Annotated in this window: 22 protein-coding genes and 1 tRNA gene; 13 read left to right on the top strand and 10 right to left on the bottom strand. The window is 66.3% G+C overall.

Annotated features, from left to right (window positions below; translation table 11 throughout):
* From HZF03_RS02840 to HZF03_RS02820, 5 genes are all read left to right on the top strand, one after another.
* Nucleotides 1-1365 carry an MmgE/PrpD family protein gene (locus HZF03_RS02840; RefSeq protein ID WP_119017363.1) on the top strand — a complete coding sequence of 455 codons (1365 nt, stop codon included), beginning with the start codon at nt 1-3 and terminating at the stop codon, nt 1363-1365.
* 75 nt (nt 1366-1440) lie between these two features.
* Entirely contained in the window at nt 1441-2046 is a 606-nt protein-coding gene (locus HZF03_RS02835) for a PAS domain-containing protein (RefSeq protein ID WP_012494244.1), read from the top strand.
* Nucleotides 2047-2220: 174 nt separating this feature from the next.
* Entirely contained in the window at nt 2221-3642 is a 1422-nt protein-coding gene (locus HZF03_RS02830) for a malonyl-CoA decarboxylase (RefSeq protein ID WP_119017495.1), read from the top strand.
* A gap of 127 nt (nt 3643-3769) precedes the next feature.
* Nucleotides 3770-4687 (top strand): pirin family protein, encoded by a 918-nt coding sequence (locus HZF03_RS02825; RefSeq protein WP_119017362.1) that lies wholly within the window; start codon nt 3770-3772, stop codon nt 4685-4687.
* A gap of 70 nt (nt 4688-4757) precedes the next feature.
* Entirely contained in the window at nt 4758-5675 is a 918-nt protein-coding gene (locus HZF03_RS02820; protein WP_119020066.1) for a phosphoribosylaminoimidazolesuccinocarboxamide synthase, read from the top strand.
* A 71-nt stretch (nt 5676-5746) separates the two neighbouring features.
* Here HZF03_RS02820 and cysK read toward each other — a convergent pair whose 3' ends face one another.
* Nucleotides 5747-6745, bottom strand: coding sequence for a cysteine synthase A (gene cysK, locus HZF03_RS02815; RefSeq protein WP_011156125.1), 999 nt, complete (start codon nt 6743-6745; stop codon nt 5747-5749).
* Nucleotides 6746-7025: 280 nt separating this feature from the next.
* Here cysK and HZF03_RS02810 point away from each other — a divergent pair, with 280 nt between their 5' ends.
* Both HZF03_RS02810 and HZF03_RS02805 read left to right on the top strand, forming a co-directional pair.
* Nucleotides 7026-7583 (top strand): HNH endonuclease, encoded by a 558-nt coding sequence (locus HZF03_RS02810; RefSeq protein WP_011156124.1) that lies wholly within the window; start codon nt 7026-7028, stop codon nt 7581-7583.
* A gap of 119 nt (nt 7584-7702) precedes the next feature.
* On the top strand, nt 7703-8323 hold the full coding sequence (locus tag HZF03_RS02805; protein ID WP_119020065.1) for a class I SAM-dependent methyltransferase: 621 nt from the start codon (nt 7703-7705) through the stop codon (nt 8321-8323).
* A gap of 49 nt (nt 8324-8372) precedes the next feature.
* Here the strand turns inward: HZF03_RS02805 and HZF03_RS02800 are convergent, their stop codons facing one another.
* Genes HZF03_RS02800 through HZF03_RS02790 form a run of 3 tightly spaced genes read right to left on the bottom strand, consistent with a single transcriptional unit; the run spans nt 8373 to nt 11066 of the window.
* Nucleotides 8373-8885, bottom strand: coding sequence for an ureidoglycolate lyase (locus HZF03_RS02800; RefSeq protein WP_119020064.1), 513 nt, complete (start codon nt 8883-8885; stop codon nt 8373-8375).
* Complete coding sequence (locus HZF03_RS02795) at nt 8882-9721, bottom strand: bifunctional allantoicase/(S)-ureidoglycine aminohydrolase (protein WP_119020063.1); 840 nt, start codon at nt 9719-9721, stop codon at nt 8882-8884. The genes HZF03_RS02800 and HZF03_RS02795 overlap by 4 nt, the downstream gene beginning before the upstream one ends.
* 37 nt (nt 9722-9758) lie before the next feature.
* Entirely contained in the window at nt 9759-11066 is a 1308-nt protein-coding gene (locus tag HZF03_RS02790) for a dicarboxylate/amino acid:cation symporter (RefSeq protein ID WP_012494237.1), read from the bottom strand.
* A gap of 105 nt (nt 11067-11171) precedes the next feature.
* Between HZF03_RS02790 and HZF03_RS02785 the strand changes: the two genes are divergently transcribed.
* The 3 genes from HZF03_RS02785 (at nt 11172) to HZF03_RS02775 (ending at nt 13927) form a co-directional block, all read left to right on the top strand.
* Nucleotides 11172-12053, top strand: a complete 882-nt coding sequence (locus tag HZF03_RS02785; protein ID WP_011156119.1) for a LysR family transcriptional regulator — start codon at nt 11172-11174, stop codon at nt 12051-12053.
* Nucleotides 12054-12680: 627 nt separating this feature from the next.
* Nucleotides 12681-13268, top strand: a complete 588-nt coding sequence (locus HZF03_RS02780; protein ID WP_119020108.1) for a sigma-70 family RNA polymerase sigma factor — start codon at nt 12681-12683, stop codon at nt 13266-13268.
* A complete protein-coding gene (locus HZF03_RS02775) occupies nt 13265-13927 on the top strand; it encodes a ChrR family anti-sigma-E factor (protein ID WP_119020107.1) in 663 nt (220 codons plus the stop codon). Before HZF03_RS02780 ends, HZF03_RS02775 begins: the two co-directional genes overlap by 4 nt.
* Here HZF03_RS02775 and HZF03_RS02770 read toward each other — a convergent pair.
* Nucleotides 13924-15078: an AI-2E family transporter gene (locus tag HZF03_RS02770; protein ID WP_119020106.1), complete on the bottom strand. Its 1155-nt coding sequence runs from the start codon at nt 15076-15078 to the stop codon at nt 13924-13926. The genes HZF03_RS02775 and HZF03_RS02770 overlap by 4 nt on opposite strands.
* Before the next feature lie 182 nt (nt 15079-15260).
* Between HZF03_RS02770 and HZF03_RS02765 the strand changes: the two genes are divergently transcribed.
* On the top strand, nt 15261-16337 hold the full coding sequence (locus HZF03_RS02765) for a carboxylesterase family protein (RefSeq protein WP_119020105.1): 1077 nt from the start codon (nt 15261-15263) through the stop codon (nt 16335-16337).
* 3 nt (nt 16338-16340) lie between these two features.
* Here HZF03_RS02765 and HZF03_RS02760 read toward each other — a convergent pair whose 3' ends face one another.
* The 4 genes from HZF03_RS02760 to HZF03_RS02745 all read right to left on the bottom strand — a co-directional run bounded on the left by HZF03_RS02760 (nt 16341) and on the right by HZF03_RS02745 (nt 18683).
* A complete protein-coding gene (locus HZF03_RS02760; RefSeq protein ID WP_119020104.1) occupies nt 16341-16805 on the bottom strand; it encodes a hypothetical protein in 465 nt (154 codons plus the stop codon).
* A gap of 94 nt (nt 16806-16899) precedes the next feature.
* Nucleotides 16900-17622 (bottom strand): LrgB family protein, encoded by a 723-nt coding sequence (locus tag HZF03_RS02755; protein ID WP_011156113.1) that lies wholly within the window; start codon nt 17620-17622, stop codon nt 16900-16902.
* On the bottom strand, nt 17619-18002 hold the full coding sequence (locus HZF03_RS02750) for a CidA/LrgA family protein (protein WP_011156112.1): 384 nt from the start codon (nt 18000-18002) through the stop codon (nt 17619-17621). The genes HZF03_RS02755 and HZF03_RS02750 overlap by 4 nt, the downstream gene beginning before the upstream one ends.
* Nucleotides 18003-18155: 153 nt before the next feature.
* Nucleotides 18156-18683: a hypothetical protein gene (locus HZF03_RS02745; RefSeq protein ID WP_011156111.1), complete on the bottom strand. Its 528-nt coding sequence runs from the start codon at nt 18681-18683 to the stop codon at nt 18156-18158.
* A gap of 194 nt (nt 18684-18877) precedes the next feature.
* Between HZF03_RS02745 and HZF03_RS02740 the strand changes: the two genes are divergently transcribed.
* Nucleotides 18878-19930 (top strand): AbrB family transcriptional regulator, encoded by a 1053-nt coding sequence (locus HZF03_RS02740; RefSeq protein WP_011156110.1) that lies wholly within the window; start codon nt 18878-18880, stop codon nt 19928-19930.
* A 3-nt stretch (nt 19931-19933) separates the two neighbouring features.
* On the opposite strand, the gene HZF03_RS02735 is transcribed toward HZF03_RS02740, so the two are convergent.
* Nucleotides 19934-20482 carry a disulfide bond formation protein B gene (locus HZF03_RS02735; RefSeq protein WP_119020103.1) on the bottom strand — a complete coding sequence of 183 codons (549 nt, stop codon included), beginning with the start codon at nt 20480-20482 and terminating at the stop codon, nt 19934-19936.
* Nucleotides 20483-20651: 169 nt separating this feature from the next.
* On the opposite strand from HZF03_RS02735, the gene HZF03_RS02730 reads away from it, so the two are divergent.
* A tRNA-Leu gene (locus tag HZF03_RS02730) sits at nt 20652-20736 on the top strand.
* Nucleotides 20737-20921 lie beyond the last annotated feature (185 nt).

The following is a 20921-nucleotide window of genomic DNA, read 5'->3' as shown; positions in this document are numbered from 1 at the left end:
ATGGCCAACGAAACCGCCACGCTCGCCGGCTACGTCGCCGCGCTGCAATTCACCGACATTCCGCAGGACGTTCTGGCGCGCGCCAAGGTGCTGACGCTCGACTTCCTCGGCAGCGCGATCCGCGCCCGGCGCGAAGCCGAATCGACGCCGTCGATCCTGCAGATGCTGCAGGCGCTGTCGCTCGACGGAGCCGGCGAATCCACGGTGTTCGGCGATGACAAGCGTTGGACCCCGGCGGTGGCGGCGCTGCTGAACGGCGCGCTCGGTCATTCGCTCGATTTCGACGATACCCACGCCGATTCGTCGCTGCATCCCTCGGCGCCGGTGGTGCCGGCCGCATTCGCGGTCGGCGAATTGGTCGGCGCCTCGGGCCGCGACGTGCTGACCGCGATCGTCGCCGGCTACGAAGTGTGCTGCCGGCTCGGCAACGCACTCGACCCGACCTCGCACTACGCACGCGGCTTCCATCCCACCGCAACCGCCGGCACCTACGGCGCCGCCGCAGCGGCCGCCAAACTGTTCGGCCTGTCGCAGGATCAGACCGTCGCGGCGTTCGGCGTCTCGGGCAGCCAGGCCGCGGGCTCGCTGCAATTCCTGGTCAACGGTGCCTGGAACAAGCGCTACCAGGTCGGAGCCGCCGCGATGAACGGCGTGATCGCTGCGACGCTGGCGAAGAACGGATTCATCGGCTCGACCGAGTCGGTCGAAGGCATCCATGGGCTCCTGGTCGGCTACACCGACACGCCGCATCCCGATAAAGCGGTGGCCGATCTCGGCAGCGTCTACGAGACCATGAAGATCGGCGTGAAGCCGTATCCGAGCTGCCGCTACACCCACGCCGCGATCGACGCGCTGATCGCGATGCGCCGCGAGCACAATCTGACGCCGGAGCAAATCACGCGCGTCGAGGTCGGGCTGCACAAGAACGGCATCACGCTCACCGGCGACGCGCCGACCAAGCGGCATCCGCGCTCGATCGTCGGTGGTCAATTCTCGATGTTCTTCACCGGCGCATTGGCGCTGGAGCAGGGCAGCTTCGGCTGGGACGACTACACGCGGCTCGGCGACCCGGCGATTGATGCACTTGCTGACAAGTTCGATGTGGTGCGCGACGAACGGCTCGAGGGCAAAACCCATCCGTTCGGCGCCCGTGTCTCGATCACCACCGAGGACGGCGTGCATGAACGGATCTACGCCGATCCGTCCGGCGAGCCGAGCTCGTTCCCGAGCGACCAGGCGATGACGCAGAAATTCCTGCAGCTCGCCCGTCCGGTTTTGGACGGTCGCGCACAGAGTTTTGCTGATGCTGTGCTGACGCTGGAGCGGTTCGCCAAGGTGAGCGAAGCAACCGCCTTGGGTCGCTAGGGAACCTTCCGCGGTATTGACATACTTTCAATCTGGCGTAGCAGAAGAGCCGACACTCCCGGCGGAGAGCGGCCGATGCAGCGTTTCGTCTGCGAACAGAACATCGCGCACTTCCAAAAGCTGCTCGAGACTGCCGAGGACGAGAAGCTGCGGCGAACGCTGCTCGGCCTGCTGTCGTCTGCCAAGCGCGAACTGGCACTGCTGCACTCGCAGCTCTCCGGCGCCGACCTGTCGCCGCTGGCGTATCGCAACCGAGGCGGTGATCTCAATTCCGTGCTGGCGCAAATCCGCGCCGGCTTCGATGCCTCCGACCATCCCTACATGCTGATCGATGCCGGCCCCGGGCTGAAGATCATCGACATCAACGACGCCTATGCGCGCGCGACGTTCACGGCGCGCGAGGCCATCGTCGGCAAGCCGCTGTTCGAGATCTTCCCGGACAATCCGGCGATCGACACCGCCGACGGCGTGAGCAACGTCTACAACTCGCTGCGCGCCGTGGTCGAAACCGGCGAGCCGCACGCGCTCGCTGTGCAGCGCTACGATATGCGCAACACCGAGGGCGTGTTCGTCGAGCGCTACTGGCAATCGATCAACACGCCGGTGCGCGACGCCGGCGGCAAGCTGATCTGCCTGCTGCACAATGTCGAAGACGTCACCGCCGAAGTGCTGGCGAATTAGCCGGCGGCGGTACTCGGCGCAGGCAACACCTCCCCTTCCCGGCCGGTCACGAAGCCGTGGCGAAACCATCGCCCTGCTCATGCGTCTGGAAGGCGTTGTCCGGAACGTCTATGGTTGCGAGGTACCGCACTCCGTACGTGCGGCGACGATGTCGCAAGCCTGGGGATGAAGCTGATGCCGATAGCCACCACTGCAGACCGCGCTTCGGAATTTCTCGGCGGCTTGTTCAACAGCCTCACCGAACGCGGCCGCAGCCTGTTCGGGCTGACCAGCTCACAGCCGATGTCCGGGGACGAACTGATCGCGCTTAGTGAGACGCTGCTGTCGCGGCGGGGTGAAGCATCCGGCGTCGCGCTGGCCGCATCGCTGCTCGCCGGCTACGAGGCTGCCGACGAAGACGACAAGCTGGCGTTTCTCGATGCGCTCGCCGAACAGTTCGGGCCCGACCTCGCCGAACTCAACGCCGCGATCGAGGCGTTTCGCGCCGACGCCTCGGCCGAGGCGACCGGTGAATTGCTCCGCGCCGCCGAGCCGCGCCGGCAGGAGCTGATCCGCCGCCTCAATCACGCGCCGGGCGGCACCGCGGCGCTGGTGAAGATGCGCGAGGCGGTGCTCGCCCGCATCGCCGCGCATCCGCAGCTTCGTCACGTCGACGACGATTTCGTGCATCTGTTCACGTCGTGGTTCAATCGGGGATTTCTCGTGCTGCAGCGGATCGACTGGACGACGCCGGCCAACATCCTGGAAAAGATCATCCGCTACGAGCAGGTGCACACCATCCACGACTGGGACGATCTGCGCGCGCGGCTGGCCCCGCCGGACCGGCGTTGCTACGGCTTCTTCCATCCGCGGCTGGTCGACGAGCCGCTGATCTTCGTCGAGGTCGCGCTGACCAAGGACAGCCCGGCCGCGATCGCACCGCTGCTCGATCTCGAGCGCGAGCCGATCGCCGCCAGCGATGCAACGACTGCGGTGTTCTATTCGATCTCCAACACCCAGCAGGGCCTCGCCGGGATCTCGTTCGGCAATTTCCTGATCAAGCAGGTGGTGGAGGAGATCAAGCGCGAGCTGCCGAATGTGCAGACCTTCGTGACGCTGTCGCCGGTGCCGGGCTTCGCCAAGTGGCTGAAGCGCGAACGCGACAATCCGGACTCGACGCTGCTCGATGCCTCCGCGCGCACCGCGCTCGAAGCGCTCGATACGCCGAACTGGTTCGACGATGCCGACACCGCCGACCGGCTGAAGCCGATCGTGCTGCAGCTCGCCGCCGCTTACTTCCTGCAGGTCAAGGGGCCGAACGGCCGGCCGCTTGATCCAGTGGCCCGCTTCCACCTCGGCAACGGCGCGCGGCTCGACCGGCTGAACTTCCTCGGCGACCGTTCGCCGAACGGCATGCGCCAGTCGCACGGGCTGATGGTCAACTACCTGTACGCGCTCGGCGACATCGAGGCCAACCACGAGGCGCTGTTCGAACGCGGCCAGATCGCCGCCGCCTCCGCAGTGCGCAAGCTGGTGCCGACCAAGCCGGTGAGCAGCGAACCGCGCAAGGGCAACGGAAAGACTGCCAGCGCCCCGCAGGCCGCGCCGACGGCGTGATAACTATTGATGAGAAGCACGAGCCTCGTCATTGCGGCGTAGCGAAGCAAACCAGCTCAGTACACGTGTCTGGATTGCTTCGACGCTGCGCTCCTTGCAATGACGAAGACAACCAGGGAGTGATCAGATGAGCTGGATGCCCACCAACGATCCGGTGCTCGGCGATCCGACCACCTGCGATGCGCTGGAATTGATCATCGTGCCGCGGACGCGCGATCTCGGCGACGGCTTCGCGGTGCGCCGGGCGCTGCCGCACGGCAAGCGGCAGATGGTCGGCCCGTTCATCTTCTTCGATCACTTCGGGCCGGTGCAGTTCATCGCCGGCAAAGGCATGGACGTGCGGCCGCATCCGCATATCGGGCTTGCCACCGTCACTTACCTGTTCGACGGCAAGATCATGCACCGCGACAGCGAGGGCAACATTCAGGAAATCGCGCCCGGCGCGATGAACCTGATGACCGCCGGCCGCGGCATCGCGCATTCGGAGCGCACGCCGGATGTCGAACGCAGCATTGGCCAGTCGATGCTCGGCCTGCAAAGCTGGATCGCGCTGCCGCAGGCTTCCGAAGAGATCGCGCCGAGCTTCCAGCACTTCGCCGCGGCGACGCTGCCGATGGTCCAGGACACCGGCTTCACCGCCCGGGTGATCGCCGGCTCGGCCTTCGGCAAGGCCTCGCCGGTGACGATGGTGTCGCCGTGGTTCTATGTCGAGGTCAACGCCAAGGCCGGCACCGCGGTGCCGCTCGATCCGGACCACGAGGAGCGCGCGATCTATGTGGTCGACGGCGAGGTCGAGATCGCCGGCGAGCGTCACGTCGGCCCGACCCTGCTGATTTTCCGCCCCGGCGACCGCATCACTGTCCGGGCAAAGACGGACACCCGGATGATGTTCCTCGGCGGCGACGCGCTGGAGGGGCCGCGCCACATCTGGTGGAATTTCGTCTCGTCCAGCAAAGAGCGGATCGAACAGGCCAAACAGGACTGGAAAACCGGTCGTTTCGCCGCAGTCCCGAACGAGAGCGAGTTCATTCCGCTGCCGGAATGATAGACTGCGGGCCCGCAACGATCCCCGCCGCCGGCCGCGCCGGCGGCCGCCTCTGCCTGGAACACCGCCCATGACCACGATGCTCTCGAGCGACCTGCCGCTGACCAAGATCGGCCGCGGCAAGGTGCGCGACATCTATGCCGTCGACGACGACCGGCTGCTGCTCGTCACCACCGACCGGATCAGCGCCTTCGACGTGGTGATGGGCGAGACCATTCCGATGAAGGGCGCCGTGCTGACCCAGGTGAGCGCATTCTGGTTCGGCCAGCTCGGCGGCGTGGTGCCGCATCACATGATCAGCGCCGACATCGACGAGATCATCGCCGCGGTCCCGACACTGCAGGGCCATCGCGCGGCGCTGGCCGGCCGCACCATGCTGTGCCGACGCACCACCGTATTCCCGATCGAATGCGTGATCCGTGGCTACATCACCGGCTCGGCCTGGAAGGAATACGCCGCCTCCGGCACGCTGGCGGGCGAGAAGCTGGCCGCGGGGCTGACGGAGAGCGAGCGGCTGGAGCCGCCGATCTTCTCGCCGGCCACCAAGGCCGAGACCGGTCACGACGAGAACATCACCATCGCACGGATGCGCGAGATCGTCGGCGACGAGGCCGCCTACACGCTCGAAAGCATGACGCGCGCGATCTACACCCAGGGCGAAGAGGTCGCCCGCGAGCAGGGCATCATCATCGCCGATACCAAGTTCGAGTTCGGCCGCGACAAGGACGGCCGCATCATCCTGATCGACGAGGTGATGACGCCGGATAGTTCGCGGTTCTGGGCGGCCGATACGTACGCGCCGGGCCGGTCGCAGCCGTCATTCGACAAGCAGCCGCTGCGCGATTATCTCGACGCCGAACGCCGTGCCGGCCGCTGGAACGGCGAAGCGCCGCCGCCGAAGCTGCCCGCCGAGATCGTCGAGGCGACCTCGAAGCGCTATCTCGATGCCTACCGCCGGCTCACCGGCACCGATCTGGTGGTGACTTAAGGTCACTCCGTGCTGAGCCGGATCGCGGGCATGGCTCCCGCAATCCGGCTGTAGCGTCACGGCCTGATCGATCAGACGCCTTCGAACAGCACCGTCGACAGGTAGCGTTCCGAGAACGACGGCACGATCGCCACGATCGTCTTGCCGGCATTTTCCGGCCGCTTGCCGAGTTCGATCGCGGCAGCGATCGCGGCGCCCGACGAGATGCCGCCCGGAATGCCTTCGTGCCGCGCCAGCGCGCGCGAGGTTTCGATCGCGGTGGCGCTCGGGATCTTGACCACCTCGTCGATCACCGAACGGTCGAGAATGTCCGGCACGAAACCGGCGCCGATGCCCTGGATCTTGTGCGGGCCGGGCGCGCCGCCCGACAGCACCGGGCTTTCCTCCGGCTCGACCGCCACCACCTTCAGCGACGCCTTGCGCGGCTTCAGCACCTGGCCGACGCCCGAGACGGTGCCGCCGGTGCCGACGCCGGCCACGAAGATATCGACCGCGCCGTCGGTGTCGTTCCAGATCTCCTCCGCGGTGGTGCGGCGATGCACCGCCGGGTTGGCGAGGTTCTTGAACTGCTGCGGCATCACGGCGTTCGGGGTCGCCGCCACCAGCTCTTCGGCCTTCGCGACCGCACCCTTCATGCCCTTGGCGGCTTCGGTCAGCACCAGTTCGGCGCCGAGGAAGGCGAGCATCTTGCGGCGCTCGATCGACATCGATTCCGGCATCACCAGCTTCAGCCGGTAGCCCTTGGCGGCCGCCACGAAGGCCAGCGCGATACCAGTGTTACCGGAGGTCGGTTCGATCAGCACGGTGTCGGGCTTGATGATACCTTCCTGCTCCAGCGCCGCGATCATCGCCGCACCGATACGGTCCTTCACGCTGCTCGCCGGATTGAAGTACTCGAGCTTGGCATAGATCGTCGCCTTGACGCCGTGCTGCTGCGGCAGCCGGTTCAGACGTACCAGCGGCGTATCGCCGTAAGCATCGGCGATCGACTCATACACCCGGCCGCGGCCGGGACGATGGGCTGGTGCTTCTGCGACGGCTTTGATCGATGCGGTTGCTGCGCTGGACATGACGCCTCCTCACTTGGATTGGCGGATTTACGGGAACTGTCAGGGTCAATCTGCTAGCCCGCCACGGCCCCGTCAACGCGGCTGGTAAAAATGGAACAAACACCTCTATAGCGACAGTTTTCTGGAATACGTCTGCTGCCTATGCGGCCCAGCTTGGGCTGAAATCCCGCCCTGCGGGAGGGACATTTCTGCATCGCCCTTCACAAGGCCGTCACCCTGACTGTAGTATGCCTTCGCATGCTGCTTCGCAGCGTCGATCGACGGGGGTCAGGAGCGTTTCTTGAACGCGCATGTCTCACATGGCGGTTGGCCGGTGCTGGTGCTCAACGCGGACTTCCGGCCGCTCAGCTACTATCCGTTGTCGCTTTGGTCGTGGCAGGACGCGGTCAAAGCGGTGTTCCTTGATCGCGTCAATATCGTCGCCCATTACGACCGTGCGGTGCACAGCCCGAACCTCGAATTCCGGCTCCCCAGCGTCGTATCTCTGAAATCCTTCGTCAAACCGACCACGAATCCGGCCTTCACGCGGTTCAACGTGTTCCTGCGCGATCGGTTCGTTTGCCAATATTGCGGCGCGCCCGACGATCTCACCTTCGACCACATCATCCCGCGCTCCAAGGGCGGCCAGACCACCTGGGAGAACGTCGTCGCGGCCTGCTCGCCGTGCAACTTGCGCAAGGGCAATCTGACGCCCGAGCAAGCCAAGATGTTCCCACGCCAGACCGCGTTCGCCCCGACAGTGCATCAGCTCCACCGCAACGGCCGGCTGTTCCCGCCGAACTATCTGCACGAGAGCTGGCTCGATTACTTATATTGGGACACCGAGCTGGACCCGTAGTCCACCCTCGGCCGGAAGCCGTCTCGACTCGGCACGCCGGCGCAGCTTCCCTGCTCGCTTTACACCGCCACCGACAGGCTGCACTGCTACGCTCGAATTCGCGTGCGAACGGATCAGTGATGTCGGGTTTTCTTCTTCTGCTGTTGCCGCCGGCCCTCTGGATCGGCTGGCGTATGGCGTCCAGGCGGACGGTGTTGCCTTGCCCCTCGGAGATCGCCTGGCTGGTGGAGATGGAAAACCCGCTGGCGCGCGCCACGCGCTCCGAGCAGGTCGTGGCGCAATTGCAGCTGCGACCAGGCGACCATGCGATCGACATCGGTTGCGGCCCCGGGCGCGTGACGCTCCCGCTGGCGCGGGCCGTTGGACCAAACGGCCAGGTGACCGCGCTCGACGTCCAGGACGGGATGCTGGCGAAGGTTGCGGCCAAGGCTGCAGCCGAAGCGCTGACCAATATCCGCCTGCTCCGAGCCGACGTGCGGGAAGCGGCCGTCGTGGCGGGCTCGCTGGATGCGGCCGTGATGGTGATGGCACTCGGCGAATTTCCGAGCGGCACCGAGATATTTCCCTCGGTGCATCGCATGCTGCGCCCCGGCGGCCGGCTGCTGGTCGCCGAAAGCGTGTTCGATCCGCACTACGTCTCCCGCCGCCGCGTGCGGGAGCGGGTCTCGGCCGCGGGATTTCGCGAGCTGCGCTGCGTCGGCAACGCTTTCGGCTACAGCATCACGTTCGAACGGACGTAGCCGTCAGCGACGAGACGTCCGGCACGGCTCGTTTGCAGAGCCGCGAACGTCAGCGGCTGGTCGACAGGTGCACGATCCACGGTTCGTCGAACAGGTGCTCTTCCAGATTCACCCCCGGTCCGCCGCGGTCGATCACCACGAAATCCTGCGCGGCGCCGAACGGCGTCAGCACGCTGTGCCAGGTGTTGCGGGCGTAGCAGACGCCCTGATGCGGGGCGGTGATGAAGGCTTGCGGCGCGCCCGGCTTGCCGGATTCGTCCGGGCAGACGACCACTAGAAACGGCGCGGCGTTCAGCGGCACGAACGCCTGGGCGCCGAGCGGATGGCGCTCGACCAGGTTGAGCCAGAGCGGCACCGCGTAAGGCTGCGCCTCGACCAGACCGACCACCACGCGGGCGCCGTCGCCGATCACCTCGATCTCAGCGAGATCGTGGAAGCGCCTCGCCCTGCCGGCATTCATCGGACGCGAGTCGACCTGCGCCGTATCGATCACTTGGCCGAACGGCGCGAACGCCGCTGCACTCAGCGGCTGGGCGACGATTTTTCGCGCGGTGTCTGTCATCGTCCGAGCCCGCGGCGGCCGAGCGCCGGATGGCGGTTGACGTCCTTGTACAGCAGATAGCGGAAGGGGGCGGGACCGCCCGCGTAGCAGGCCTGCGGACAGAACGCGCGCAGCCACATGAAGTCGCCGGCCTCGACCTCGACCCAGTCGCGGTTCAGCCGATACACCGCCTTGCCTTCGAGCACGAACAGCCCGTGCTCCATCACATGGGTCTCCTCGAACGGGATCGAGGCGCCGGGCTGCAGCGTGACGATGTTGACGTGCATATCGTGGCGCAGGTCCTCGGGCGAGACGAAGCGCGTCGTCGCCCAGCTGCCGCCGGTGCCGGTCATGCCGGCCCGCTCGATCTCCGACTCATGGGTGACGAAGGCGTCCGGCGCATCGAGACCGGGGACGGCTTCATAGGCTTTGCGAACCCAATGGAAGCGCGCCGGCTCGCTGCCAGCGTTGCGCAGCCGCCAGCCGCAGCCCGGCGGCAGATAGGCGTAGCTGCCGGGGCGCAACGCGTGGGTGTTACCGCCGAGATCGAGGCTCGGCGTACCGCCGACCACGAACAGCACGCCTTCGCCCTGCGGGTCCGGCTCCGGATGATCGCTGCCGCCGCCGGGCGCGACCTCCACCAGATATTGCGCGAAGGTCTCGGCGAAACCGGACAGCGGCCGCGCCAAAATCCAGACGCGGGTATTGGTCCAGCCGGGCAGCAGGCTGGTGACGATGTCGCTCATCACGCCATGCGGGATCACCGCATAGGCCTCGGTGAACACCGCGCGGCCGGTGTGCAGCGCGGTCTGAGGCGGCAGGCCGCCGCAGGCCGGGTTGTAGGTTGGGGCGTTCATTGGGCCTCTCCCATGGTTTCTCGTTGGCGGGCCGCCGTCAGGCGGAGGCTTCCGCGACCGGCGCATCCAGGATCGCGGCGGTGTCGGTGGTGACCTCGCCGTTCAGCACACGCTTCGCTTGAGCCCGGTCGATATCGCCCTCCCATGCGGCGATCACCACGGTCGCCACGCAGTTGCCGACCAGATTGCCGAGCGCGCGGGCGATCCCGACGAACCAGTCGACCGAGAGCACCAGCACCAGGCCGATCAGCGGAATGTCCGGCACCGCCGACAGCGTCGCGGCCAGTACCACGATCGCCGAGCCGGGGACGCCGTGGGCGCCCTTGGAGGTGAGCAGCGCGATGCCGAGGATCACCAGCAGATGGCCGAACGACAGCGGCGTATTGGTGGCCTGGGCGATGAACACCGTCGCCAGCGTCAGGTACAGCGAGAACGCGTCGAGATTGAACGAGTAGCCGGTCGGAATCACCAGACCGACCGTGGAGTCCTTGATGCCGAGCCGCTCCAGCTTGCGCATCACCTGCGGCAGCACGCTGTCCGACGACGCGGTGCCGGCCACCACCGTGAGTTCTTCGCGCAAATAAGCCAGCAGCTTGATCAGGCTGAAGCCCGCCAGCCGCATGATGCCGCCGAGGATCACGAACACGAACAGCGCGACGCCGACATAGAACAGGCCGACAAGCAGGCCGAGCTGCTTGAGCGAGCCGATGCCGTATTTGGCGACCGTGAACGACACCGCGCCGAGCACACCGAGCGGCGCCAGCTTGACGATGATGCCGATGATCTTGAACAGCACCTCGGTGATCCGCTCGATGCTGTCGGCCAAGGGCTTGCCGCGCTCGCCGAGCAGCGACAAGCCGGCACCGAACAGGATCGCGATGATCAGCACCTGCAGCACGTCACCCTTGGCGAACGCATCGATGAAGGTGGTCGGCACCAGCCGCATGATGAAGTCGGTGAAGCCGGTGACTTCCTTGACGTGGCTGCTGTAGCCGGCGAGCGCCGAACCATCGAGCGTCGCCGTGTTGACGTTCATGCCGGCGCCGGGCTGGAACACGTAGGCCAGCGCGATGCCGAGCGCGAGCGCCAGCGTCGTCACCGCCTCGAAGTAGATCAGCGATTTCAGCCCGACGCGTCCGACCTTCTTCAGGTCTCCGGCGCCGACGATGCCGTTGACGACGACGCCGAATACCAGAGGCGCGATCGCGAACTTGATCAGTTTGATGAACAGGTCGCCGAGCGGCTTCAGCGCGACCCCGACCTCAGGCCACAGCGCACCGACGACGACACCAAGCACGAGGGCGGTGACCACCTGCCCAAACAGCGACGCGAAAAACCGCTTCATCGGAATGTTCCCGGGATCTGGAGCCTGAGAAACAATCACTGCTGAGTTTCTAGACGTCAAATATTTCATATGTCTCGATTGAGACGTTTGGCATATGATTTGAGGATGGAAATCCGCCATCTCCGTTATTTCGCCGCCGTCGCGCGGCACCTGAACTTCACGGCAGCCGCCGAGAGCCTCGGCGTCGCCCAGCCTCCGCTCAGTCAGCAAATTCGGGACCTGGAAGCCGAGATCGGCACCCCGCTGTTCGAGCGGACGACCCGGCGTGTGGCGCTGACCCGCGCCGGCGAGGATTTCCTGAAGCAGGCGCTCGCCATTCTGGAGCGCGCCGACAATGCCGTTCAGCGCGCCCGCTCGATCGGCGCAGGCACCGCCGGCATCCTCAATGTCGGGCTGACCGGATCAGTGCTGACCGGCCCGCTCGGACGGGCGATCCAGCAATTCGCGCTCAACTATCCGAACGTCGATCTCCGCATCCACGAGATGTCGCCCGACCGACAGGTTGCGGCGCTGAAATCCGGCCAGACCGATGTGAGCTTCCTGCGCTGTCCGCCGCAGGATGCCGAGATCGCCAGCGAACTGGCGTGGCGGGAATCGGTCCGGCTGGTCCTGCCGAAAGGCCATGCGCTATCGGCCAGGAAGGTGACCCTGGCGGATCTCCGGGACGAGAGCTTCGTGTTTCTGCGGCTGGAGGACTCCCTGTTTGCGAAATACTTATGGCAGTGCTGTTTCGAGGCGGGCTACGCGCCGCGCGTCACCCATCAGGCGATCGAGTCGACCTCGCTGACGAGTCTGGTCGCAGCAGGTCTCGGCGTCGCCATCATCCCGGAATTCGTCAGCAAGCTGGCCCACCCCGACGTGGTGTATCGGCCGATCGCCGGACCGCCGATTTCGGCCGACGTTCATGCACTGACGACCGCCGCCAACAACCCGCTCGCGAGTCAGTTCATCGCACTGGTGCAGACGCTGTCTGGCAAGGCGAGCTGACGATCTGATTTGTTCGGCGCAGCAGCCGAACCACGCAAAAATCCAACTCACAGTCGAGGGCCCGCCGGCATCGCCGGCAGGCCCCACGACCATGCTGGACTCGCGTTCGATCGGTCACGTTGCTTTCGCCGAAGATCAACCGAGCATCGCGTAGGGCACCAGCGGAGCGAGCGTCATCAGGAGCGCACCGCCGATCACAGCAGCTTCCATGCCGTTCAGTTTCCGAAGCATCGACATCATCAAACCTCCCGTTGGCTGTTAGCACGCTGTTTACGAAGCGGCGGCGCCGACGGATCACTGCCTTGCCATCACAGCCGCGTGAGCCGCATCCAGCCTGATGCGCTCAGGCGCCGCATGCGATTTTTCTCGGGATGCGGTGATCCAAACGATCGGCCGGCTCGTATCAGAACAAATGCAATCGATCCGACCGCGCTCTCGCTGCTCATGATTCTCCGCACACCAGATTCGGCTCTCGCGCGCGACTACCTGATTACTACTCGCGAGCATGTGAGCGCGACACATGGCGCGCTCCGCATCGCCGCGCCCCGCGTTAGGCTGCAGGGTTCAGAGCGTGCGCCTCACGGCGATCTTGCGGATCGGTGCGCGCCCGGCAACGGAGCGGTCGTCATGGATCAATTGCGCGACGGTCCACGCCCGCCCTCGGCGGAGATGGCGGACTGCATCGTCCGCATCGCGGCCGGGCAGGATCGCGCGGCGTTCGAGACACTGTTTCGCCACTTCGCGCCGCGCCTGAAATCGTACTTCGCGCGGCGCGGCGGCGATCCGGCACTGGCCGAAGAGATCACCCAGGAGACGATGGTGTCGGTCTGGCGCAGTGCCGCGCAGTTCGACCCGGCCAGAGCCTCGGCCTCGACCTGGATCTTCACCATCGCGCGCAATCTCAGCATCGACCGGCTGCGCCAGGCGAAGCGGCCTGGCTTCGATCCCCATGATCCGGCGTTCGTACCCGACGAGGAGGAGCCTCCCGACCGGCGGCTGGAGCGCACCGAAACTGAGCAGCGGGTGCGCGAGGTGATGGAGACGCTGTCGTTCAACGAGAAGAGTGTTTTGATGTTGTCGTTCTACGAAAACCAATCGCATAGCGAGATCGCCGAACAGCTCGGCCTGCCGGTCGGCACGGTGAAATCGCGGATCCGGCTCGCCTTCGGCAAACTGCGCGCCGCGCTCGACACCCCCGCCGGAGAACTGCGATGACGGTGCGGCACCATATCGGCGATGATCTGCTGCTGAGCTATGCCGCCGGTACGCTGGACGAGGCCTCGAGCCTGCTGGTCGCCACCCATCTGGCGCTGTGCCCGCATTGCCGCGCCCGCGCAGCAGCCGCCGATGCGCTCGGCGGCGAAATGCTCGACGCGCTGCCTGCAGCGGCGGTGACACCGGAGCTGTGGCAGAACGTGCTGGCGCGGACGCAAGACCAGCCGGAGACACCGCCGGCCATCCCTGCAACGGCGCTGCGGCCGCGTTCCGATATCGTGATCCCGGAGCCACTGCGCAGCTATCTGGGCACCGACCTCGCCGGCCTGCGCTGGACACGGCTGGCGCCACGGGTGCAGCAGATCACCATCGACATTCCGGGTTGCCGTCCTCGCGCGCGGATGCTGCGGTTCGAGGCCGGCACGCGTGTTCTTGAACACGGGCATTCCGGGCGCGAGCTGACGCTGGTGTTGCACGGATCACTGTGCGACGGCGCTGCGGTGATGCGGCGCGGTGACGTCGCCGAGACGGACGAGGGCACCGAGCACCAGCCGCAGGCCGGCCCCGACGGCGACTGTATCTGCCTCGCCGTTACCGACGCGCCGCTGCGGTTCAAGAGCCGGTTCGCCCGGCTGCTGCAGCCCTGGTTCGGTATCTAGGCGACAGGCGTCGTCCCGCTATCGCTGCGGACCGGCACGGGTCCGCCGGGCTCGGAGGGCGCGACCGCCGCCGGCCCGGTGCCGGCGCCGATCCGGGGCGTGTCGCCCGCATCCTCGCGCGCGATCGAATAGATGTCCCAGGTGGCGATGAACATCGCGGCGATCACCGGGCCGATGACGAAGCCGTTCAGGCCGAACACTTCCAGCCCGCCGAGGGTGGAGATCAGCACGACGTAGTCCGGCATCCGTGTGTCCTTGCCGACCAGGATCGGGCGCAGGAAATTGTCGACCATGCCGATCACCAGCATGCCCCACACGATCAACCCGACGCCATGCCAGACCGAGCCGGACGCGATCAGATACAGCGCCATCGGCAGCCAGACGATGCCGGCGCCGACCGCCGGCAGCAGCGACAGAAACGCCATCACCACCGCCCACATCAGCGCGCCACTGATGCCGAGCACATAGAAGGCGAGCCCGCCGAGCGCGCCCTGGATCAGGGCGATCAGCATGTTGCCCTTCACGGTGGCGCGGATCACCACGGTGAACTTGTCCAGCAACCGGGTCTGATGATCGACGCCGAGCGGCGTCGCGCGCCGGATCCGCGCCGCCAGAAGATCTCCGTCGCGTAGCAGGAAGAACAGCAGATACACCATCACGAACAGATTGACGGTGAAGTCGAAGGTGCTCTGCCCGATGTCGAGCGCCTGCCCGGCCAGATACTGGCTGCCGCGCAACAGCGCAGCCGACAGCCGCTGCTGGATGTCCGCGAGATTGCCGACGCCGAAACGGCTGAGCAGATCGCCGAGCCAATCCGGCCGGGCCGCCAATAGCTCCCGCATGGTTTTCAGCAGATCGAGGTTGCCGGACTCGATCTTGGTGTACATGCCGGCCGCTTCCCTGGCCAACGCTGCACCGAGCAGCGACATCGGCAGCAGCACCATCAGCACGATGATCGTCACCGACATCAGAGCCGCAAGGTTGCGCCGGAAGCCGAAGGCGCGGTTGAGGCCCCGGTTCAGCGGCGCGAACAGAATCGCGATCACCATGCCCCACAGCACCGCGCTGTACAGCGGCCACAGGATCCAACCGAATAGGCCGGTGGCGACCACCAGCAGAAGAATGAAGAACTTGTTTTCGGATGCCGGCATCCAGGTCCCCTTGCCTCACCGACGGCAACGATCCCGCCGGCCTTTGGCTCCTCGCCACCCTAAAGGGTTTTGCGCCGAATGGGACCTGCCGGATCACCGCTTCGCGCTCGGTTTGCGGTTTGCAGCCGGCCCGATCCCTGACACTGTCGGACCTTCGCAGACAGAAATCGGGAAGGGATGGGATGAGCGAAGCCGTGATCGACGACATCGTGGCGCTGCTGCCGCCGCTGCTGCAGAGCCTCGAATCGCTCGGCTTCGTCGCGCGCTATCTGCACCCGCCGGAATTCGGCGACCTTCTTAAGCTCGCCGGCACGCCCGACGAGGCCCTGCAGACCGAGTTGCCACGACTGGCGAATTGGCCTGAGACCTTCGCGCATCTGCGTGGTCCGCTGCAGACCGCCGGCGAGCAGGCGCTCACGGCCTTTGCCGGCCTGCGCGCGGTCGATGCCGGCCAGGGCGATCTCGGCGATGTATTCCGGGCGCTCCGGCATCTGCCGCAGGCGCTGGAGGCGCTGTATCCGCTCGCTGCCAATCTGCCGCCGGTGTCGAGTTTCTTCCTCGATCCGGACAACCAGCAGAACGAAGCATTGCTGGCGCGACTGACGCAGCCGAAGCATCCGGACAGCGGCGTGTTTCACCGGTTCAACGAGCCCGGCAGCCGCGGCGGCTATTCGCTCTACGTGCCGGAATATTACGCCCCCGATCGGGAGTGGCCGCTGGTGATGGCGCTGCATGGCGGCAGCGGTCACGGCCGGCTGTTTCTGTGGAGCTGGCTGCGCGACGCCCGCGCCCGCGGCGCGATCGTAGTGGCGCCGACTGCGACCGGGCGAACCTGGGCGCTGATGGGCGAGGATGTCGATTCGCCCAATCTGGCCCGCATCCTCGACGAGGTGCGGGGGCATTGGCGGATCGATCCGTCCCGGCTGCTGATGACCGGCCTCAGCGACGGCGGCACGTTTTGCTACGTCTCGGGCCTGACCAGCGACTCGCCCTTCACCCATCTGGCGCCGATCGCCGCGAGCTTTCATCCGCTGCTCGCGGGGGCGGCGGATTCGTCACGGCTGCGCGGGCTGCCGATCCAGATCGTCCACGGCCGCCACGACTGGATGTTTCCGGTGGAGGTGGCCCGGCAGGCGCACGAGGCGCTGGTCTCGGCCGGCGCCGACGTCAGCTACCGCGAGATCGCCGACCTCAGCCACAGTTACCCGCGCGAGGCCAACGTCGCTCTCTTGGATTGGCTGAAGGTGCCGGCGGCGTAGAGCTCAGGCGGTGTGCCGCGCCAACAGTTTGTGCCGGACCAGTTTCGAGGTCTGGCCGCGGTCGGCGAACAGAGCGAGCAGCAGCAGCGCCAGGCCGCCATGAAACAGCCCGGCGCCGAGCGCCGTCGGGGCGATCTGCCAGATCAGCACCGGTGCTGCGACCATCAGGGCCGGCGCCAACAGATAAACTGCACTGAGGAACGGCGAAGCCGCATAGCCGAGCCGCCACACCACCGCACCAAGCGCGGCCAGCGCCAGTACGGCCTTCACGCCCGCCATGAAGCGCAGCAACAGCACCAGTTCGGCATCGCTCTGGGCGTTTGCAGCCGAGGCCGCATCGGGAACGGCCAGCGCGGCCATAGCCGCCGCGATCAGCGCGGCCACGATCGCCAAAATCGGGCGCGGCATCGCCCAGCTCGGCGGCGGTGCCGCAGCATGTGCGGCGGATAGCACAGAGGCGTCCGACATCGGCGAGTTCCTCGGCTGGTGATCGTGCGCGCGAACGTAACGCGGCGGTTGCGGCGGCGGCAAATCACACTGCAGCGACGGCGGCCGCGCTGGCTCAGCGCACCAGCAGAGTAACCAGGACCGGCACCAGGAGCGCGGTTATCAGCGCATTCAGGCTCATCGCGATGCCGGCGAACACGCCGGCAATGGCGTCGACCTGGAATGCCCGCGCGGTGCCGATGCCGTGCGAGGCGAGGCCGACGGCGAAGCCGCGCGCCCGGTAGTCCCGAATCCCGAGCCGGTTCATCAGCGGCGAGACGACGATCGCGCCGAGGATGCCGGTGAGGATCACCGCCACCGCGGTGAGCGACGGGTCGGCATGCAGCGACTCGCTGATACCCATTGCGACGCCGGCCGTCACCGATTTCGGCGCCAGCGACAGCACCACCGTCTCAGGCAACCCGGCAAGCTGCGCCAGCCAGACCACCGAAACGATCGCGGTGACACAGCCGACCACCAGCGCCAGGGCCATCGGCAGAATCGCGGCCAGCACCAGCTTGCGGTTCTCGTACAGCGGAACCGCCAGCGCCACGGTGGCGGGGCCGAGCAGAAAATGCACGAACTGCGCGCCGCTGAAATAGGTCGTGTAGGAGGTGCCGGTCGCCCACAGGAACACGCCGATGATCCACATGGCGTGCAGAACCGGATTGACCAGCGGATTGCGCCCGGTCGCCTGCGACACCGCATCGGTCGCCGCATAGACCAGCAGCGTCACGGTCAGCCACAGCAGCGGCGTCTGCGACAGGTACACCCACAGCGAGAACGGGTTGGCGTTCATCGGGGTACCCACATTGCCAGCAGCCGAGCCACCACCACGAATGTCACCACCGTGACCACCAGCGTGATCAGCACCGAGCCGGCCAGGACCAGCATGATCGCAATACCGTGTGTGGTGATCATATCGAGCTGCTGGATCACCCCCACACCGGCGGGCACGAACAACAGCGACAAATGCGCCAGCATGCCCTTGGAGGCATCCTCGACGCCGCCATTGCCGAGCGGTCCGATCGCGAGCGGCTTGATGTAATCGCGCACCACGAGCAGCACGAACAACAACAACAACCCCAACACCGGGCTCGGCAGCGGCAACCCGAGCCCGCGAGCGATCACTTCGCCGACGAGCTGGCACAGCAGGATCAGGCCGACACTGGCGATCATCAGGTTCCCTCACGCGGAAAATCGCGCGCACCGATGCGGGCTCCGCCGGAGCCTGTCAATCGCAGGAGCGGGACGGCTGCTATGCACCCGATACCGTCGTCGTCGCCAAGAGCCTTCGTCCGACGATGAGGCTGCCGTCCCGTTCGGGGTTAATCAGCCCTTTAGGCGCTTGTTGCACTCGCTCCAGTAGCCGCCGCCCTTCTGGATCCAACGCAGGCCGCCCGTTGTGTTGGCGGCCTTATTGGCCTTCCACTGCTGCGCGCAGGTATGCAGCCGCGCCAGCGTCGGCTTTTCCTGGGCGAACTTGGCGTCGATCGCACTTGGATACACCGCAGGCCCCTGCGGCACAGACGGCACTGCGGCGCTCTTTGCTTTCGACTTGCTCTCGGGTTTGGAGTCGGCCGGCTTGGCTTCGGATTTGGCTTCCGGCTTCGCGTCAGGCTTCGCATCTGCCGGCTTGGCTTCCGCCGCCTTGCTGTCGGCGCTCGCGGCTGCCCCGCAATGCTCCTTGCGGAAGTCGTTCCAGCCCTGCCCGTTCAGTGTGCCGTCGGTCTTTGCGGCCTGATACTTGGCACTGCACTCCTGCGCGGTCAGCGCCTGCGCGGGCGTTGCGGCCGACCATGTCAGCAGCGCCGCCGCCGTCAGCAGCGCCGCACGGGTCTCGTACCTCAGAACTCTCATGTCCCATCTCCCTGGTGTGCCACCCGGCAGTATTCTATCTCGCGGCATGCAACTGACAATTGCGATCCGATTACCAGCGGCGACGGACCGCGAGTACCCGCGCCGCCGGCATGGCTGCGCGCGCGAGGCGCAATTGCCGAAGGTATAATGATTTGCAATAAGGTCGCGTGCCTCAAAATCCCGCGCTGACCGCCATGACATTGCGGTCCAAGACTCTCCAGGTGATCGAAACGATCGCCATCGGCTCTGCCGGCGGCGCATTGTTCTATTGGGCCCAGCTCCCCGGCGGACTGATCACGGGCGCGATGATCGCGGTCGGCGCCGCCGGCCTTGCCGGACGCAAGATGGGCCTGCCGCCGCCACTATCGCACATCGTGCTAATGGCGCTCGGCGTCTCGCTGGGCTCTGTGGTGTCGCCCACCATGGTGCACAATCTGGCGTCCTACCCGGTGACGATCGGGCTGCTCGCGGTGGCGACGTTCTGCGCCACCTTCGGCAGCAGCATCTATCTGCAGCGCGTCCATGGCTGGGACCGGACGTCGGCATTGCTGGCCGGCAGTCCCGGTGCGCTATCGCAGATCATCATGCTGGCTACCGAACGCAAAGCGGATGTGCCAGGCATTGCCGTCGTTCAAGTCATGCGCGTGATCATCCTGACCAGCGCAGTACCGATGCTGCTGGCGCTGATCGGCATGGCGGGTCACGGGGCGCTGCCGTCCCGCGGGCCGGAGGCGACACCGCTCGTCCTGGCGGTCCTGATCGCTGTCGCGGTCGGCGTCGCGCTGCTGCTGCGGCTGGTGAACTTCCCCGCAAGCTGGATGTTCGGCGCAATGCTCGGCTCATCGGTGCTGCACGGCGGCGGTTGGGTGGAAGGCACGCTGCCGCAATGGGCCTATCTGGCCGCACTGGTCGGAATCGGCACTCTGATCGGCGCTCGGTTCGGCGCCATCAAGCCGCGCACGATCCTCAGTTATATCGGGGCGGCGCTCGGCTCGTTCGCCGTCGCGATCGCGATCTCGGCAGTGTTCGTCGTCGCCATCATGCTGACCACGCCGGTCAAGCTGAACGACCTGGTGGTGGCGTTCTCACCCGGAGCGATGGACGCCATGATGGCGCTGGCGTTGACGCTGCACATCGATCCGGTGTTCGTCGGCGCGCACCATCTGTCGCGCTTCATCTACGTCTCGATCGTGACGCCGGGGATCGTGCATTGGTTCGGGCACAGCCCGGACGACGTCGACGACTGACCATCAGCGCCGCTTGAGACGCCCAAGGCCCCATCCGCACAGGGCGGCGAGCGCCAGCGACACCAGCACGTTGTAGCCGGCAAACGACAGGCCGAGGAATCGCCACTGCACCTCGTCGCAACGCACCACTTTGACCGTGTCGAGCTGGGCCAGCAGGCCGCCGGCCTTGCTGAGGTCCAGGATCGGTCCCGAGCAATCCGACGGACCGGCCCAGAACCGCCATTCGACGCCGGCGTGGTAGGCGGCAAGGCCGGCGTTGCCGAGCGCCATCAGGCCGAGCACGACCAGCCCCGCCGCCAGCAGTCCGACCGGCGCGCGGCGCCAGGCCGCGAAGGCGATTAGCAGCCCGAGCGGGATGTCCAGATAGTAGGCGTAACGCTGCTCCAGGCAGAGCTTGCACGGCGCTAGCTCCAGCACGAGCTGGGAGAACCACGCCAACCCAAGCGCCGCCACGGCCACGCCCGCGACGGTCAACCCCACGCCCCCGGCGATCCGCTCTGGACGGCCCGTCTCGGACAGGGTGCCTCGATGGTCGATCAGGTCGGCGCTCAATGTCGATCTCCGGGATGCGGTAGGGTCGTATCTCGCGTCCGAGGCGCTGTCGAGGCGCCGTCCGATCAAACCAGAGTGTCCGGCAGCGCCTCGGCCCGCCGGGTTGACCCCGACTCCGGGGCCGCTATAGTCCCGCGCGCTTCGCGGCTGGATTGTTTCGGCCGCGCGGGCCCCTGTGGCGGAACTGGTAGACGCGCTCGACTCAAAATCGAGTTCCGCAAGGAGTGCTGGTTCGATCCCGGCCAGGGGCACCATTTTCCGGCCAAACCTGACGGCCGCGCTTCGCAAGCCCCCTTTTGTACGCCCCTGCCACGTGTCGGCTCGCTGCACTGCGCAGCAGAACGTGCAACGCAGCATCGATCTTAGCTTTCAGGACCCGCTTCGCGAGTGACAGTTGCTCGCAATTCAGTTATTCGATCAACTAAGTAATTTAACGAAG

It is taken from the genome of Rhodopseudomonas palustris (assembly GCF_013415845.1).
Taxonomy (GTDB): Bacteria; Pseudomonadota; Alphaproteobacteria; order Rhizobiales; family Xanthobacteraceae; genus Rhodopseudomonas; species Rhodopseudomonas palustris_F.
Note: the sequence above shows the minus strand (reverse complement) of the source record. Positions and strands in the feature narration are given on the sequence as shown.